The 16,548-nt window shown below is 66.3% G+C and carries 13 protein-coding genes; 2 read left to right on the top strand and 11 right to left on the bottom strand.

Annotated elements, in window-relative coordinates:
• Positions 1–4: 4 nt before the first annotated feature.
• Entirely contained in the window at positions 5–757 is a 753-nt protein-coding gene (locus tag JQK15_RS13125; RefSeq protein WP_004210963.1) for a FadR/GntR family transcriptional regulator, read from the top strand.
• Here JQK15_RS13125 and qhpE read toward each other — a convergent pair whose 3' ends face one another.
• The 9 genes from qhpE to JQK15_RS13080 form a co-directional block, all read right to left on the bottom strand.
• Positions 758–1,432, bottom strand: a complete 675-nt coding sequence (gene qhpE, locus JQK15_RS13120) for a subtilisin-like serine protease QhpE (RefSeq protein WP_251007738.1) — start codon at positions 1,430–1,432, stop codon at positions 758–760. It abuts the gene before it with no gap.
• Positions 1,425–3,125, bottom strand: coding sequence for an ABC transporter ATP-binding protein (locus JQK15_RS13115; RefSeq protein ID WP_214866011.1), 1,701 nt, complete (start codon positions 3,123–3,125; stop codon positions 1,425–1,427). Before JQK15_RS13115 ends, qhpE begins: the two co-directional genes overlap by 8 nt.
• The gene (locus JQK15_RS13110; protein ID WP_353047199.1) at positions 3,122–4,141 is read right to left on the bottom strand and encodes a hypothetical protein; all 1,020 of its coding nucleotides are present in this window, start codon (positions 4,139–4,141) and stop codon (positions 3,122–3,124) included. The genes JQK15_RS13115 and JQK15_RS13110 overlap by 4 nt, the downstream gene beginning before the upstream one ends.
• Complete coding sequence (locus JQK15_RS13105; RefSeq protein ID WP_214866010.1) at positions 4,138–5,229, bottom strand: YncE family protein; 1,092 nt, start codon at positions 5,227–5,229, stop codon at positions 4,138–4,140. The genes JQK15_RS13110 and JQK15_RS13105 overlap by 4 nt, the downstream gene beginning before the upstream one ends.
• An 8-nt stretch (positions 5,230–5,237) precedes the next feature.
• Positions 5,238–5,618, bottom strand: coding sequence for a quinohemoprotein amine dehydrogenase subunit gamma (gene qhpC, locus JQK15_RS13100; RefSeq protein WP_017501471.1), 381 nt, complete (start codon positions 5,616–5,618; stop codon positions 5,238–5,240).
• Positions 5,615–7,063, bottom strand: coding sequence for a quinohemoprotein amine dehydrogenase maturation protein (peaB, locus tag JQK15_RS13095; RefSeq protein WP_214866009.1), 1,449 nt, complete (start codon positions 7,061–7,063; stop codon positions 5,615–5,617). Before peaB ends, qhpC begins: the two co-directional genes overlap by 4 nt.
• Positions 7,060–8,796 carry a quinohemoprotein amine dehydrogenase subunit alpha gene (peaA, locus tag JQK15_RS13090; protein WP_214866008.1) on the bottom strand — a complete coding sequence of 579 codons (1,737 nt, stop codon included), beginning with the start codon at positions 8,794–8,796 and terminating at the stop codon, positions 7,060–7,062. Before peaA ends, peaB begins: the two co-directional genes overlap by 4 nt.
• A 176-nt stretch (positions 8,797–8,972) precedes the next feature.
• On the bottom strand, positions 8,973–11,156 hold the full coding sequence (locus JQK15_RS13085; protein ID WP_214866007.1) for a xanthine dehydrogenase family protein molybdopterin-binding subunit: 2,184 nt from the start codon (positions 11,154–11,156) through the stop codon (positions 8,973–8,975).
• Positions 11,153–11,620: a (2Fe-2S)-binding protein gene (locus JQK15_RS13080; protein ID WP_214866006.1), complete on the bottom strand. Its 468-nt coding sequence runs from the start codon at positions 11,618–11,620 to the stop codon at positions 11,153–11,155. The genes JQK15_RS13085 and JQK15_RS13080 overlap by 4 nt, the downstream gene beginning before the upstream one ends.
• A gap of 188 nt (positions 11,621–11,808) precedes the next feature.
• On the opposite strand from JQK15_RS13080, the gene JQK15_RS13075 reads away from it, so the two are divergent.
• Positions 11,809–13,635: a DUF885 domain-containing protein gene (locus JQK15_RS13075; protein WP_214866005.1), complete on the top strand. Its 1,827-nt coding sequence runs from the start codon at positions 11,809–11,811 to the stop codon at positions 13,633–13,635.
• Positions 13,636–13,702: 67 nt separating this feature from the next.
• Here the strand turns inward: JQK15_RS13075 and JQK15_RS13070 are convergent, their stop codons facing one another.
• Together JQK15_RS13070 and JQK15_RS13065 are read right to left on the bottom strand one after the other, a co-directional pair.
• Complete coding sequence (locus tag JQK15_RS13070; protein ID WP_214866004.1) at positions 13,703–15,874, bottom strand: TonB-dependent siderophore receptor; 2,172 nt, start codon at positions 15,872–15,874, stop codon at positions 13,703–13,705.
• Positions 15,875–16,177: 303 nt separating this feature from the next.
• Positions 16,178–16,548: energy transducer TonB (locus JQK15_RS13065; RefSeq protein WP_214866003.1), on the bottom strand; the 371-nt coding region annotated here is incomplete at its 5' end.

Genomic DNA, 16,548 nt, shown 5'->3' with positions numbered 1-16,548 from the left:
TAGAATGGGGAGCGAGCGCAAGGACGGACCGGAACGCAAGTTCGCGTCGGACGAAGGCTCGCTCCGCATTCACCAGGCGATCGCCCGCGACATGGGCACCGCCATCCTGACCGGCAGGCACAAGCCCGGCGACCTGTTCGAGGGCGAGATCGAGGCGTCGGAACGGCTTGGCGTATCGCGCACCGCCTATCGCGAGGCGATCCGCATCCTGATCGCCAAGGGCATGCTGGAAAGCCGCCCGAAGGCCGGCACCCGCGTCCTGCCGCGCGCGCGCTGGAACGTGCTCGACCCCGAAATGCTCGCCTGGATGTTCGCCGGCGAACCCGACCGCGCCTTCATCCGCGACCTGTTCGAGCTGCGCGGCGTGATCGAGCCGGCGGCGGCCGAATTTGCCGCGCGCCGCCGCACCGACGATCAACTGGCGATCATGGACGCGGCGCTGGCCGAGATGGAACGCTATGGCCTGTCCACGCCGGAAGGACGCGCCGCCGACCAGCGTTTCCACAATGCCATTCTGGCCGCGACCCATAATGACGCGCTGGAGGCACTGGCCAGTTCGGTCGGCGCGGCGGTCAGCTGGACCACCACCTTCAAGCATCGCAAGAAGCTGTTGCCGCGCGATCCCTTGCCCGATCATCAGGCGGTGCATCGCGCCATCGCCGCACGCGACACAGCGGCCGCGCGCAACGCCATGGCCGAACTGCTGCGCCTGGCCTTTGCCGACATGGATATTGCGCTCAGCGAACCGGGCGCCTGATCAACCGGCCTGTGCGCAGGCGCCAGCCGGCATCCACCGGGCCAGCCCCTCCCGCCCCTGCCGCGCGATCAGGCCGGTCATGTTGGCGACAGCGAAACTGACACCATGGAGGTTGCGACGCTGGGGCACGCCGGGGATCGGCCGGGGATGCCCCGAGGCGAAAGCCAGCCCCGCCCGCAGCCGAAAATCGTCGCGCGGACAATCCCAGTCGAGGCCGACTCCCAAGACCATATCCAGACTGCCGGGATAACAGGGCGTGCCGTCATTATCGCGCGCTGCGACGATCAGGATGCCGGCCTCCAGCGCCCGTTCGGCCGCTGCCGCGAATGCCTCTCCATGGGCCGGATTGACGGTGCCAAGGCTGAGGTTGATGAGGTCCACCCGTGCCGCCACCGCCCGGTCGATCGCCGCGACCAGCGCCCGCGCCGTGGTGCTGAGCGCGTCATGAAACACCCGGATCGACAGGCAGAGCGCATCGGGCGCCTGATCCTGGATCGCGGCGGTGACGGCGGTGCCATGGCCCAGCCGGTCGCCCGTGTCAGCTTCGCTGTCACGCCCTTCCTTGGCGATGGCAAAGCCGGGCAGCAGCCGGGCGGCATCGATATGGGGATGATCGGGATGGACGCCGCTGTCGATCACGGCGATGCGCAGCGGATCAGGCAGCAGATCAGGCATGGGCCGGCTCAGGCTGTTGCGCCACATGCGCCTGCCCATCGGTGATCGTCACGATCCGGTCGGCGATCCGCGCCAAGGCCGGCTTGTGGGTGATGAGGATGATGGTCGCATCGGGCAGCGCGCCGCGCAGCCGCTGGGCCACCAGCGCCTCGGTCTCGCCATCCAGCGCCGATGTCGGCTCGTCCAGGATCAGCACCGATGGCCGGCGCAGCAGCGCGCGGGCGATGACGATGCGCTGCCGCTCGCCCGCCGACAGCGCCAGTCCGCGTTCGCCGGTGCGGGTGTCCAGCCCCTCGGGCAGGCGCGCCAGGAATGCGTCCAGCCCGGCAGCATGGGCGGCGGTCTCGATATCCTCGGTCCGCACGTCCGGCAGGGCAAAGCCGATATTGGCGGCGATACTGTCATTGAACAGCCAGGGCGACTGGTCGACCAGCATCACCTCGCGCCGCAGATCGTCGAGCCGCAGGTCGCGCAGGTCATGGTCGTCTAGCAACAGCCGTCCGCCGGTCGGATCGGCATGGCGCACCATCAGGTCGGCCATGGTCGACTTGCCGACGCCGCTTGGCCCCAGGATCGCGCAGATGCTGCCGGCGGGAATGGCCAGGTCCATGTCGCGCAGCACCGGATCGCGATCATAGCGCATCGCCACCTGCTCGAAGCGGATTTCGCCGCGCACCCGGCCGATCAGCGTGGCATCGGCGCGCTCCTCGACATCGGGCCGGGTGTCGAACAGCTCGAAGATCCGCCCCAGCGACACCCGCGCCGATGCCAGACCGGACGTCAGCCCCATCAGCGTCTGGATCGGCGACAGTAGTCGCATATGATAGGTCATGAAGGCGACGAGCGTGCCGATGCTCATGTCGCCCTCGATGATCCGCCAGCCGCCATAGAGGATCACGGCGGAGGTCGCCCCGGTCATCAGCGTCCCCGGCAGCGCCCCGGTCATGTAGGAGGCGACCTGCATCCGCAACATCGCGCCGATAAAGGCGTCATTCTTCGCCTTGAACCGCCCGACCTCATGCTCGCCGGCGCGCAGCGCGGTGACGACGCGCATCCCCATCACCGTATCGACCAGCAGACTGCCGAGATCCGCGCCCCGCTCACGCATGTCGCGGGTCAGCGCGGTCAGCCGCCGCTGATAATGAGTGAAGGCCGCCAGGCTGGCCGGCACCAGCAGCACCCCGACCAGGAACAGCCGCCAGTCGAGCCAGAGCATCATCGCGACGCAGCCGATGAAGAAGAGCAGGTTACTGACCACCGAGAGCAGGGTGTCGGACGCGATCCGCTGCACGTCGCTCACATCGCTGTTCATGCGCGAAACGAGATCGCCCAGCCGGAAGCTGGCATAGAAGCGCGGCGAGAGCGTCTGGAGATGGCGCAGCAGCGCCGCGCGCATGTCATAGAGCATCGCCGCCGACAGCCGGACATAGCGATAGCTCGCCAGGATGTTGACGCCAAAGCCCAGCACCGTGACCGTAATCATGATGCCGGCAATCCGCCACAGCGCGCCCATGTCCCGCCGCAGCAGCGCCTGGTCGATCATCAGCTTGGACAGATAGGGCTGCGCCAGCCCCAGCGCGGTCGACAGCACACTGATCGCCAGCACCAGCAGCAGCCCGCGCCGATAGGGCCGGATATAGGGCAGCAGCCGGCGATAGCTGCGCCATTCGGCGACAGGCGCAGGCGCGCTCATGCCGCCACCTGCCGCGGCACCAGCCGCAGGCCGTGCAGCGCATATTGCGGCTCGGGCAATTTCGCCAGCAGCCCGGTACACCAGTGATGCCCCTGCATCAGCGCCTCATGCTGCGCCCGCCACCAGTCGCCCTGCCCGCCATCGGCGTAAAATTGGGCACACAGCAGCAGGTGCCGGCGCATCGCCGCGATCAGCATCGCCTGATAATGGCCGAGCAGCGCGCCCCGGTCGCCGCCTTCCGCGATGCCCGTCAGCACCGCACTCGCCAATATCGCCTCGCGCACCGACTGGGCGGTGCCGTCGCCGCAGATGGGATCAAAGCCGATCGCTGCGGTGCCGCAGGCCAGCCAGTCGTCGCCGACCAGCGGCAGATGCAGGCGCGGCGCGGCCAGAAAGGGGCGCGACGACCCGCCGATCGGATCGACCACCGGTGCGATCAGCCGGCTCTGCGCCAGCAACGCGTCGATCTCGCTGCCGACGCCCAACAGCCACCCCTCCTCCCCGCCCGCCGGGACCAGGAACAGCCAGCCGCTCTCGACTGCCTCGATCCGGCCTTCCTCGCGGCAGGCCGGATCGCGCAGCCGCACGCGGGCGGCGACGGCATGACGCTCGCCAAAGACATGCAGTTCGCCCATCGGCAGCGGCGGCGCGGCGTGGATGGTGAAATCGGGCGCGGCGATCGGCGCTGTCTCCGCCACCGCGAACGCGGCCTGCACCCGTTCTTCCGACACCAGCACCGCCTCATGCGGCACCATCACCGGCGCCCCGCCCCAGGCGACCAGCCGGCGCCGCACGCGCGGCGCGTCCGCGAGCAGGTCCGGCCGGGCGAACAGGTCGCGCATCAAGGCCAGTGCCGCCTCGCTCAGCAACAGGCTGGGTACCGGCGGGCGATGGGCGGGCTCCTGTCCGACGCGGAGCCCCGCCCCTTTCAGCAGATGCGCGCAGGCATTGGCGGCCATCCCGCTGCCCCGGATGGCCACGGCCATCGGAGTGTCGGGACAGCCGGCACGGATCACGGCACCGCCACCATGCCGGCCCCGGTCGCGTCATTGCCCAGATCCCAGGTGGCTTCCAGCTTCAGCGTCTTCGCGTCATAGACCTCGATGTCGAAGCTGGCGCCGTAGATATAGAGCTTGGCCCCATCCATCGACATGCCGAAGCGGAAGCGCGATCGGCAGGGGAATTCCACCTTGTCCACGACCGCGTTGGTGGACAGGTCCATGTGCCAGAATTCGCAGCGCTTCGATCCCAGCGTGCCGTTGGTCACGACCGTATAGGCCTGCTTGCCGTCTGGCGTGATTTCCAGGCCCGCCATGGCGGCCGGCGCCGGGCCGATCGGGGTGAAGTCGAACTGGCGGCTGTTGAGGTCGAACCGGGCCAGGCCGAACATCTTGCTGTGGATATAGGGGTCGGCCGCGTTGAACAGCGACACATATTGGCCGGGCGTCCGCAGCGTTTCGAGCGATCCGCCAAAGCCGACATTCTCCAGCCCCGTGCCTTCGGGCCGGGCGAGGTCGATGCGGTCGGTGGCCTTCAGCGTCGCGGTGTCGATGACGATCACCTTCTCGCCAAAGGCATAGAGATATTTGCCGTCGCCGGACACCTTGAAGGCGACGCGAAAGCCGCCGATCGCCTTTTCATCATCCTTCTCGATCTCGGCGGTGCGCACCAGCTTGCCGAGCTTCAGGTCCACCACGCCATAGAGCGGCTTGCTGACCTTGTAGCGGTCCATTTCCTTGTCGATCCTGGTGATGATCGTGTAGAAATAGCGGCCCGCCGGGTCCGCAACGCCGCCATAGAAGCGCACCCGATTGGGGCCGTCGTTCAGGCTGAACTTGCTCACCACCTGCCGGCTGGCGGCGTCGATCACCTCGATCCCGCTGGTGGTGATGGTCGACACATAGATGCGCTTGCCATCGTCCGACAGGCTCATGGCGGTCGGCAGGCCGGTATCCAGCTTGATCTTCTGCGTCACCGCGCCCTTGCCCTCGTCAAAGACCAGCAGAACATCGGGATAGGCGCCCATGAACAGGGTCGCCGCATGGGTGGGGATGGTCGCCAGCGCGGCAAGCCCCGCCGCCAGGACAAAGCCGATTTTCTGCATCGCGCGCCTCATGGGAATACCAGGTCGAGATTGCGCCAGTCCTTGGTCGCGGTGGCGCAGTTGCTGGCCCAGTCGGGCGAATAATTCACATGGTCGGGTACCTGCACCGGCCAGAAGCAGGTGACGTAGCAATCATAGATGTCACGCTCGACCGGCTGGCACAGGCCCGCCGTGCCGCCGCCCGCATCCACTTCCCAGCCGGGCGAGAAGGACAGGGTACAGCCCATCGGCACATGCGGACGCGGCGCCTGTTGCAGGGCGACGACATCCTCCTCCATGTCGGATGGCGTGGCGCCCGACGCAGCGGCGGCCTCGATCGCCGCCTCCATCTGCGTCACGGCGTCGTCGATCCGCCGCGCCTTTTTGTTGATGGCACGAAGATGCTTCATGACAGCCCCTTTCGTTCAGCGAAATGCTCGAGGAAGCCGGGGTTCTTCACCGCCAACTCGCCATAGATATGCAGGCAGGTGTCGGTCCATTGCCGGATCCAGTCGCAATAATGGAGATTGGCGTGGCCGGTGTCGCCATAGCGGACGAACGCTTCATGGTGGCAGCCGCCGGCGCAGAGCGGCCGCGCCCAGCAGCTCTGGCAATCATATTTGGCGCTGACATGGCCCCGGCTCAGGAAATCGCCCTGCTTGGCCCGGTCGATGCCGCTCGACACATGGCCCATCACATGGGTGTCGGCGTCGGTGAAGCGGTGGCAGGGCGACAGGTCGCCCGACGGGTTGACCCCCATCAGCCCCATGCCCGCGCCGCAGGGATGCGATTTGTTGACGCCCGAAATCAGCTCGCTGATCGTCTCGCTGACATTGGTGAAGCCATGGACCTGCCCACGCAGCGCATATTCCAGCCATTCGCGCGCCAGCAGGTTGAACTGCGCCAGCACGCTGTCCATGCCATCGGCATCGATCGAATAGGCCCGCGTTTCCCCCGTGGTCACCGGCGCGAAGCCGACTTCGTGGAAACCCAGATCATCCTTCAGATGGCGGAAGATGCGCACGACATCGGTCACGCCTTCGGTCAGGGTGACGCGCGCGGTGACGGCACGGGTGCGATGATGGGCGATCAGCGTGCGCAGCCGCGGCTCGATCACCGCATAGCTGCCCTTGCCATTCTTGTAGACGCGATGCTTGTCCTGCAGTTCGGGCGGGCCGTCCATCGACACGGTGACGCCGACCCGATTGTCCGACAGGAAGGTGACGATCTCCGGCGTCAGCAAGGTCGCATTGGTGGTCAGGCTGTAGGTGATCCCCTTGCCCGCCGCCGCCGTCGCGCCATTGGCATATTCCACCACATCGCGCAGAAGCTTGAAATTCATCAAGGTTTCGCCGCCGAAGAAGGTGATGTGGACCGACGGACGGTTCGCCGCCTCCGCGATCAGCAGGTCGACCGATGCCCTGGCCGTTTCCAGCGTCATATATTTGGGCTTGCCGGCCGGGGTCGCGATCTTGTCCGCCCCAAATTCATAGCAATAGGTGCAGGCCAGATTGCACTGGTTGGTGATGTTCAGCACCAGCGCCTGCAACGGGAAATCGGCCGGCGGCGCTTCAGGCACGGATACCGGCGCCGCGCCCAGATGGATGAGTTGCACCGCGCGCAATTCCCGCACCAGCGCCTCGGCTTCGGCCAGGTCGCCCTCCTCGCCCGCCAGTTCGCGGACCAGGGCGGCATGGCTCAGTTCCTGGCTGTCGAGCCGGTCGAGCACGGCCTGCACCTGCGCATCGATCTCGAAGATCGCGCCGGCACTCACCAGATAGACGAAGTCGCTGCCGCCGGCGGCAAAGCCATGATATTCGGCGCGGCGATAGGCGGGGGCCTGCATGACGGTCATCGCGACACCTCCGGCTGGTCGAAGCGCTGATACATGGGCACGGTCACGACCAGATAGGACCGGGCGCTCAGGGGCTTGCCGAACTTGTCCTTCTCGCCCTTCGCCGTGGCGACGACCCAGACCTCGCCATAATTGTTGCGGCTGAACCGGCGTTCGGGATTGGGGCCTTCCAGCCCCGGCGTGAAGAAGGCGGTGGGGCTCAAGGCCCCGACATATTTCATGTCGTCATCATAATAGACCGACATGAATTCCTGCATCGACCAGGTCGCGTCGACCGGGCCGATCGCGACATCGTCGCCAGTGTTCGGCTTGCCATCCAGGCCATTGTCGTAACCGATCGCCTCGAACTGCTGGTATCCCTTGGCGAACTTGGTGCCGCCCAGCCGCGCCAGGCTCGTTTCCGGCGTGACCTTGAGATAATCGACCTTGCGATAGACCGGGAACGCCTTTTCCAGCACCGCGCCGCCAATGCCGACATCGCGCTGACCGGCGGGCGCGCTGGCCGCGACATCGACGCTCAGCACCGCCTTGCCCGGCGTCGCCGACACGACCCTGGCGACGGTGACACCCGCGCCCAGGTCGACGTCCGCCGCCGTCAGCGAGGCGGGCAGATTATGGCCCCAGATGGTGACATCGACGCCCTTCGCTCCGGCCTTCACCGCGCCCGGCGTCACCGCCAGGATCGCGGGCGCGGCGGTCGCGCGGACCAGTTTCACGTCATAGCCGAATTCCTGATATTCGCCCCAGAACCAGCGCCCTTCGGCGCGCTGCTGGTCGGGTGCGAACCACATCGTCTCGCGCGCCGGGCTGCCCAGATCATCGGGCTTGCCCGGCGCCGCGCCGCCCCTGGACGAGCCGCGCCAGCTATAGCCGGAATAGACAAGGCCGGTGCCGCTGCGGCTGATGGTCGCGCCATTGGTGAGCGAGGTGAGCGACGCGCTGGTCTTGAACTCGTCGGCGGCCGCGCCCGGTGCCACCGTCATCGTGCCGACGAAGCGCCCCTGCCCCGGCACCGACGCCACCACCAGCCAGTCGCCCGCCAGCCGCGGCGCGCGCAGGCGCGAGCTCCAGGCGGCCCATTCCGGCGTATGCAGCCCCGCCACCTTGGGCAGGTAAGTCAGCGCATATTCGCCGCGCGTCATCTTGTCCTTGGGGTCGCGGCCGGCGGGCTGCTCGCTATCCTCGGCCGGGCGGCGATATTGGGCATCGGCCTGCGAATAGAGGGCGACATGCAAATCCTGCAGCGTCTTCCATTCCAGTTTCGACCGGCGCCAGGACAGGGGCTGGGCAAAGGCATGGCAACTGGCGCAGGCGCCGCGCATCGTCTCGTTGGGCAGCACTTCGTCGATGATCCGCTTTTCGGGCAGATACATGACCGGCCGCGCCTCCTCCGGCGCCAGCCCGTGCGAGGCAGAGAGCGACTTGATGACCGCGCGCGATTCCTCGGGGGTGATGGGGAGGCCATTGAGGCGCACCATCCGCTTGATCGCCTGCGCCCAGCCCTCCGGCGTGGTGCGCACCCAGCTGATGCGGGACAGGTTGCCCTTGGCATCGGGCGCATGACAGCTGCCGCATTTTTCCTGGACCAGCGGATCGGTGACGGGGATGCCCTCCTCCGTCTCCTTCATCGTCGCGCCGTCGGGACCGCCATCGGCCCCGCTACCCCCTTGGGCAAGCACGACCGATGCGGAGAGCAACGCCAACAGACCGAACTTCACCGGAAGCTGCTTCACCCTGATGTCCCCCTTTGGCGTCCGGTCTTTTGTCCTGGACGCGGCCCAATCTCAGGCGGGGGCTTTTTTGCCCCTCTGACCGGCATGACGGACGACGCCATGTCGATCCGCCATCAGATTCTTGACGATCATCAAGATTTTTCAGGCCAAGTAAAGAGGGGGTCGGAAAACAGGGTTCAGGCGAACATCTCTGGTACGATCGGCAGGGTGCGGATGCGCTTGCCGGTCGCAGCGTGCAGCGCGTTGACCAGCGCCGGGATCACCGGCGGCAGCGCCGGCTCGCCCATGCCGGTCGGCGGATAATCGGTCTTCACGAACTCGACGATAATCTGCGGCGTATCGGGGATGCGCTGCAACGGATAGGTGTCGAAATTGGCCTGCTCCACCGCGCCGGCGACCTGCGTGATCTTCTGCCCGGCCAGCGCCTGGCCCAGCCCCTCGATCACCGACCCCTGTGCCTGATGCAGCGCATTCATAGGGTTGATGATCTGGCTACCGACATCGCCCGCGACCCACACGGTCGCGACCTTGGGCATGCCATCGACCAGCGCCACCTCCAGCACCTCGGCGAAATAGCCCATATGGCTGTAATAAAAGGCAAATCCCCTGCCCCGCCCCTTGGGCAATTTGCCACGATCGGCCCAGCCGCTCATCGCCACCACCTTCTCGATCACGCCCCTGGCGCGGCCGGTAACGAAGGGCGGCGCATTGGGACCGCGCGGCAATTCGCGCGGGTCGCCCAGCAATTCCAGCATCAGCGTCGGCAGATCCTTGCCCGCCGCCTGCGCCACTTCGTCCAGGAAGGCCTGGGTGACAAAGGCCAGCGCGTTGGAGCCGGGCGCGCGCAGCCAGCCGGTCGGCATGTTGGAGCTGAGGAAACTCTGTTCCAGCAGCACCGTGTCGATCAGGCCGGCGGGGATTTCGGTCGCCGGCATCTCGGCCGACCGCACCGGCTTGCCATCCTTGCCGAAGGTCACGAAATGATCGTGGAAGGCGGTCAGCTTGCCCGCCTTGTCCAGCGCCGCACGGAAGCCGTGCCAGCCAGCCGGGCGATAGAAGTCGCGCTGGATATCCTGCTGCCGGTTATAGAGCAGCTTCACCGGCACGCCGGGCAATTGCGCCGCGATCGCCGCCGCCTGCACCATATAGTCGTTCATCAGCCGCCGGCCGAAACCGCCGCCGATGCGGGTGAAGTTGATGCGGATTTTTTTCGGCGGCAGGTTCAGCGCCTTGGCCACCAGCCCGCGCCCGCTTTCCGGATTTTGCGTCGGCGCCCAGATCTCGATCGCGCCATACTTGAACAGAGCGGTGCAGTTCTGCGGCTCCAGCGTGCCATGCGCCAGGAAGGGATAATCATATTGCGCGCTGACCGTCTTCGCCGCCCCGGCAAAGGCCGCGTCCAAGTCTCCGGCGCGGACGATGTCGCCATCGGCCTTGCCCTTGAGCCGTTCGGCCGCCTGCGCCGCATAGCCCTCGGTCGAAAAGCCGCTGACCGCGCTCATGTCCCATTCGACCTTCAGCGCCTCGCGCGCCTGGTTGGCGCTCCACCAACTGGTCGACAGGATGGCGACGCCGTCGAACAGCGATTCCGGCGTCCCGTCGCCCTTGATCGTCAGCACATGGGCCACGCCGGGCAGTGCCTTCACTGCGTCCAGATTGGCCGATTGGAACGTCCCGCCAAAGGCCGGGCAGGTTTCCAGCACGGCATAGAGCATGCCGGGCAGCTTGAAATCGATCCCGAACAGCGGCTTGCCCGCCACGATCGCGGGCGTATCCACCCCGCCGATCGACTGGCCGATGATGCGGAAATCCTTGGGATCCTTCAGCACCAGCGTCGCCGGATCGGGCGCTGGCTGCTGCGCGGCGGCGGCGGCGAGCGCGGCATAGCCGATGCTCCTGCCCGATGCGGGATCACTCACCTTGCCGCTGCCGGTCTTCAATGTCGCGGGCGCCACGCCCCATAGCTGCGCCGCCGCCGCGACCAGCATCGCGCGGGCAGCGGCACCGGCCTTGCGCGTCGGCAGCCATTCGCGCGGCGTCGTGCGACTGCCGCCGGCCGTCTGCCCGCCGAATATCTTCTGGTCGGCATGGGTCTGCTCGATCGTCACCTGCGCCCAGTCGACGTCCAGTTCCTCGGCGATCAGCATCGGCAGCATGGTCTTGGCGCCCTGCCCGATCTCGGCATTTTTCGCGCCGATGATGACGCGATTGTCGGGCAGGATGCGCACGAAGGCGGTCAATATCTGCGGCGCGCCCTCGGCCGCGCCCGCCAGCGGAATGTTGAGGTCGAACAGCAAGCCGCCGCCCGCGACCAGCGAGGCGCTGAGGAAGCGGCGGCGCGACAGGATCGGCGCGTTCATGCCTTCGCCCCCGCCTTGGCCGCATCCTTGATCGCGGCGCGGATGCGGACATAGGTGGAGCAGCGGCAGAGATTGCCCATCATCGCCGCGTCAATATCCTCGTCACTGGGGTCGGGCGTGGTCGCCAGCAGCGCACTCGCGCTCATGATCTGCCCGGCTTGGCAATAGCCGCATTGCGGCACGTCCAGCTTGACCCAGGCATCGGATATGCGCTTGCCCGCATCGCTCTGCGCCACCGCCTCGATCGTAGTGATCGCCATGCCCTGCGCCTCGCCGATCGGCGTCTGGCAGGCGCGCGCCGGGCTGCCGTCGATATGGACGGTGCAGGCGCCGCACAGCCCCGCACCACAGCCGAACTTGGTGCCGACCATGTCCAGATCCTCGCGCAACGCCCACAGCAAAGGCTTGGCCGGATCGGCCTCCACCGATCGTGTCTGTCCATTGACCTTGAGACTGATCGCCATCGCCCTACCCCCGCTCGACCTTTGATTGTCGCGCGCAAAATAGATGGCAGAAAGGCACGGCCTGTCCAGAGGCTTCAAGGATGGCCGCCCAAGCCCCGGAAAAGCGATCGCTTTCGCAAGGCCCGGCTTGACTTGGTGCCCGCGCGCCTGTCTCTCCCTGTCCATCCCCATTCGCGACAGGAATTGCCATGACCGTCCGTATCTCGCTCGCGCTGCTCCTTGCCCTCGGCGCCTCCGCCCCGATCCTGGCCCAAGCCCCAACCACTGCGCCCGCATCGGCGACCGCTCAGGAAGACAAGGCGCTGCTCGCCTTCCTCGACCAGGCGTTCGACCAGCAGCTCGCGCTCAGCCCGGAATCGATGACCAGCCTTGGCCTCAAGACCGACTATGGCAAGTTGGACGATTATAGCGAACGGGCCGACGCCCGCAGCCTGGCGCTGCAGGAGCAGCAGCTGGCCGAATTGCATCGCCGCTTCTCACCCGAACGGCTCGGCCCCTCCGCGCGCCTCAGCTATCGCCTGTTCGAGGCACAGGTGGCAACGTCGAAGCAGCAGGCGCCCTTCGCCAAATATGCCTTCCCCGTGTCCACCAATGGCAGCCCAGCGGGCAATATCCCGGTCTTCCTGATCAACGAGCATCGCGTCGACAGCGTTGCGGATGCCCAGGCCTATATCGCCCGCCTGCGCGACAGCGAGCGGGTGATGAACGAGGTCGCGACCAAGATGCGCGACCAGGCCGCACAGGGCATCGTCCCGCCCAAGATGGTGTTCGCCCCTGCCCGCGCCGACGCGAAGAAGGTGATCAGCGGCGCCCCCTTCGATCAGGGGCCGGACTCCACCCTGTTCGCCGATTTCAAGAGGAAGGTCGGCGCGCTCAAGGCGTCGGATGCCGAGAAGGCCAAGCTGATCGCGGACGCACAGGCCGCGCTGACCGGCCCCTTCGCCAAGGGTTTCCAGACCCTGTTCGCCACGCTCGATGCGATCGAGCCCAAGGCCAAGGGCAATGACGGCGCCTGGAGCCTGCCGGGTGGCGAGGCCTATTATAACGCCCGCCTCGCCTTCTACACCACCACCAGCCTCAACGCTGACCAGATCCACCAGATCGGCCTGGACCAGGTGAAGGCGATCCGGGCGGAGATGGAGGCGGTAAAGGCGCGGATCGGCTTTGCCGGATCGCTGACCGATTTCTTCCGGGCGCTGCGCACCGATCCCAAGTTCAAATATCCCAATGATGCCGCCGGCCGCGAAGCCTATCTGGCGGACGCCCGCGCCGCCATCGCCCAGACCATGGACGCCGCGCCGCGCTTCTTCCGCGTCCTGCCCAAGGCGAAGCTGGAGGTGCGCGCGGTCGAGGCCTGGCGGCAGGAAACCGCCTCGGTCGCTTTCTACAACCAGCCCGCGCCGGACGGATCGCGTCCCGGCATCTTCTACGTCAACCTCGCCGACATGAATCAGGTGCAGAAGCCGCAGGTCGCGGCGATCGCCCATCATGAAGGCGCGCCGGGCCATCATTTCCAGATCGCCCGCGCGCAGGAACTGCCCGACCTGCCCAAATTCCGCCGCTTCGGCTATTATGGCGCCTATACCGAAGGCTGGGGCCTCTATAGCGAGCGCCTGGCCAAGGAAATGGGCGCCTATCAGGATCCCTATTCGGAATTCGGCATGCTCTCGCTGCAGATGTGGCGCGCGATCCGCCTGGTCACCGACACCGGCATGCACGCCAAGCGCTGGACGCGCGAACAGGCGATCCAGTATTTCCGCGACAATGCGCCCCTGTCGGAACGCGACATCGTCAAGGAAGTCGATCGCTACATCAACAATCCGGGCCAGGCGACCAGCTACATGATCGGCCAGATCCGCATTGCCCAGTTGCGCAAGGAGGCCGAACAGGCGCTGGGCGCGAAGTTCGACATTCGCGACTTCCATGAAGTGGTGCTGGCCAATGGCGCCCTGCCGCTCGACGTGCTGGGCGAACAGGTCCAGGCCTATATCGCAGCGACCAAGGCCAAGGGCTGAGCCAGCCTGCGCACCCGGCTTGTCCCGCCAGCGGGGGCAAGCCGGGTGAAGGCAGCGCTCCCTGCCCTTACAGCGTGCCGCGCAGGGTGAACTTCACCGCGCGGGGTTCGCCGTAGCGGGCGCTGCCGAGATAGAGGCCGGAATAATAGGTCTTGTCGAAGATATTCTCGACATGGACCGACAGCGAGAGATGGTCGGTGAAGCGATAATTGGCGAGCAGGTCGACCACCGCCAGGCTGCCCTGGCTGTAGGTTTCGCCATTCGGCCCTTCGCCGTCGGCCGTGGTCTTGCCCTGCCATTCGACATTGCCGCCAATCGTCAGCGCGCTGAACTGGCCCGGCAGCGTATAGGCGCTGAACATCTTGAAGCTGTTCTTGGCGATCTGCGGCATCTGGCGCACGCCGTCGCGATCCTCCGCTCGGGCGTTGGCAAAGCCGCCAGCGATGCGCCAGCCGGGCAGGATTTCGCCCTTCACCTCCAGTTCGAAGCCCGACGACTTCATGCCCGATACGGCATGATAGGCGGAACTGCCATCGGGCGCGAAGATGCCAGGGCCGTCGGCCAGGGCATAATTATCCTGCTGCATCTTGAACACGGCGGCGGTGGCGCTGAGGCGGCCATCGAGGAAGTCGGCCTTGAGGCCCGCTTCATAGGTATTGCCTTCGAGCGGGGCGATGACGTCGCCATCGACCGTGCGCGATGTTTGCGGCGTGAACACGCTGGCATAGCTGACATAGGCCGAGAGGGTCTTGGTAAAGTCCAGCACCAGGCCGGCATAGGGGGTGAAGACCGCCTTTTCATCGACCACCGGGGTCCAGACCTTGGGGCCGGTCACGTCCTGCGCATAGCTGTCCTGCTTCCACCAGGTGAGGCGGCCGCCGGCGATGATCGAGAGCGGGCCGATCGGCTTCAGCCGGGCGACACCGGCGAGCGAACTGGTCTCGATCCGGTTGCCCGCGGTGCCGCCCGATGGCGTCAGGTCAGGCTTGGCCACGTCGCCGGTCGGGAAATAGCTATAGGCATTGATCGGATACATATAGTCGCTGCCACCCCACCAGCCGGGATAGGGCGTCTGGTCATCGTCGAAACGGGTGTGGCTCACGGTCAGGGCGACATGCTGTTCCTGGCCCAGTGCCTCGAACGCGCCGCGCAGATTGGCATAGACCGCGTCGAGCGTCAGGTCCGACGCCCAGCGGGTGGCGTAGAAGGTGCCGCCATCGCCGGTTTCCTTGTCGATCGCGGTGCCGAAATAATAGCCGATCGTCTCGTCATAGGAGCCCGACTTGTGCTCGGCATCGACCTGCAGATGCCAGTTGGCGTCGAAATCATGGGCAATCGAGGCGAAGATGTTGACGCTCTTGCGGCGGAAGTCGGACCAGTCGGCACCGCCATTGGTGGAGCGGGCGAAATCGGTCTTCGTGCCGTCGGTGAAGAAGAGCGGCACGCCGCCGCGCGAGGCGCCTTCGTTGCGGAAATTCTGATATTCGATGCCGGCGGTCAGCAGCGTGCTGGGGCCCAGATCAGCCTCGATCACGCCATAAAGGGCCTGGCGCTTGGCATGTTCGCGGTCGATGAAAGTGTCATTATCCTGCCAGGCGCCGGCGACGCGCGCGCGGATATGGCCGCTGGCGGTCAGCGCGCCGCCGATATCGCCCTCCAGCCGGTACTTGTCCCAGGAACCGATGGTCGCCGCGACCGTGGCGCTCAAGTCCTTACCGGGGCGCTTGCGGATCATGTTGATCGCCGCCGACGGCTCGCCGGTGCCGGTCATCATCCCCGCCGAGCCGCGGATCACCTCGATCCGGTCATAGGCGATCATGTCGGCGGTATCTTCGGTGAAGCCATAGATGTTGGACGGTCGGGCGACGCCGTCGACCAGATAATTCTGCACTGCAAAGCCGCGCGCGGTATAGTTGGTGCCGTCGGTGCCGAGCGCGCTGGAGCGGTTGGTCTGGATGCCGACGATCTGCTGCATCACTTCGGAAATGTCGGTCAGCCCCTGTTCCTGCATGCGCAGGCTGTCGAGGCTGGTGACCGACTGGGGCGTTTCGCGGGCGGTGAGGTTGAGGCCGTTGGTCTCATTCTGACCGGTAACGACGATCGAGTCCGGGGCAGGCGCGTTTGCATCAGGCTCGTCCGCGGGCGCCTGGGCCTGGGCGCTGGTGTTAGCCAGCAGCAAGCAGGCAGCGATCGACGCCGCGCCGTAGCGGACGAAATTCTTCTTCGATGCAAAGGACATAAGGCACTTCCCCCATATTTCGCCATGCCCTGAACATGGCGCCCTGGATGTTGGAGCGGCGCCTTAATGCGATTGATTTGCAAATGCAATGATTCGGAAACAAGCTGATGCGAAATATGCGTCGAGGCGCAATATGGCGCTATCGATCAGTCATATTGACTGCCGGGACTGCTCCGGCCGTTGCTTTCGTCTGCCTCTTCGCATCGCTGCACGGGATCGTTTCGCGCGGCGCCGCAGACAAGAATGGTGAGGGCGTGGAAAGGCAAGGCCCGCTTCTGCTCGCTTTCGGACCATCCTCCCCCGCTACACCGGCAGCACGAACTCCACCGGCGCGGTGAATTCGATGCGGTCGCCGGATATGTCGGACGGGGCCTTGGGATAGGGCGAGGCGCGGTGCAGCATGGCGGCAGCCTCCTCGTCGAGTGACGCACGGCCGGAACTGCTGATCACCCGCCCTTCGATCAGCATGCCGGCGCGGTCGATCACGAAGCGGACCTTCACCACCCCCTCCTCATGCCGCATCTTGGCGCGGCGGGGATAAATTTTGTGGGCATAGAGCCAGGAACGCACCCGCGCGGCATAGGCGCGGCTGTTGCCGGCCGGCGCGTTGGCGTCCAGCCCGTCGGCAATGCCGCGCCGGGCGGGCGGCGCGCCGGCGCTGGCGGCCATGACCG

Origin of the sequence: Sphingobium sp. BHU LFT2 (genome assembly GCF_018604485.1) — a bacterium.
GTDB lineage: Bacteria > Pseudomonadota > Alphaproteobacteria > Sphingomonadales > Sphingomonadaceae > Sphingobium > Sphingobium yanoikuyae_A.
This window is presented reverse-complemented; position numbering and strand designations above follow the sequence as displayed.

Coding starts and splice junctions, on each gene's coding strand:
- JQK15_RS13125 (WP_004210963.1), top strand. CDS start 5: ATGGGGAGCGAGCGCAAGGACGGACCGGAACGCAAGTTCGCGTCGGAC.
- qhpE (WP_251007738.1), bottom strand. CDS start 1,432: ATGCCTGATCTGCTGCCTGATCCGCTGCGCATCGCCGTGATCGACAGC.
- JQK15_RS13115 (WP_214866011.1), bottom strand. CDS start 3,125: ATGAGCGCGCCTGCGCCTGTCGCCGAATGGCGCAGCTATCGCCGGCTG.
- JQK15_RS13105 (WP_214866010.1), bottom strand. CDS start 5,229: ATGCAGAAAATCGGCTTTGTCCTGGCGGCGGGGCTTGCCGCGCTGGCG.
- qhpC (WP_017501471.1), bottom strand. CDS start 5,618: ATGAAGCATCTTCGTGCCATCAACAAAAAGGCGCGGCGGATCGACGAC.
- peaB (WP_214866009.1), bottom strand. CDS start 7,063: ATGACCGTCATGCAGGCCCCCGCCTATCGCCGCGCCGAATATCATGGC.
- JQK15_RS13085 (WP_214866007.1), bottom strand. CDS start 11,156: ATGAACGCGCCGATCCTGTCGCGCCGCCGCTTCCTCAGCGCCTCGCTG.
- JQK15_RS13080 (WP_214866006.1), bottom strand. CDS start 11,620: ATGGCGATCAGTCTCAAGGTCAATGGACAGACACGATCGGTGGAGGCC.
- JQK15_RS13075 (WP_214866005.1), top strand. CDS start 11,809: ATGACCGTCCGTATCTCGCTCGCGCTGCTCCTTGCCCTCGGCGCCTCC.
- JQK15_RS13070 (WP_214866004.1), bottom strand. CDS start 15,874: ATGTCCTTTGCATCGAAGAAGAATTTCGTCCGCTACGGCGCGGCGTCG.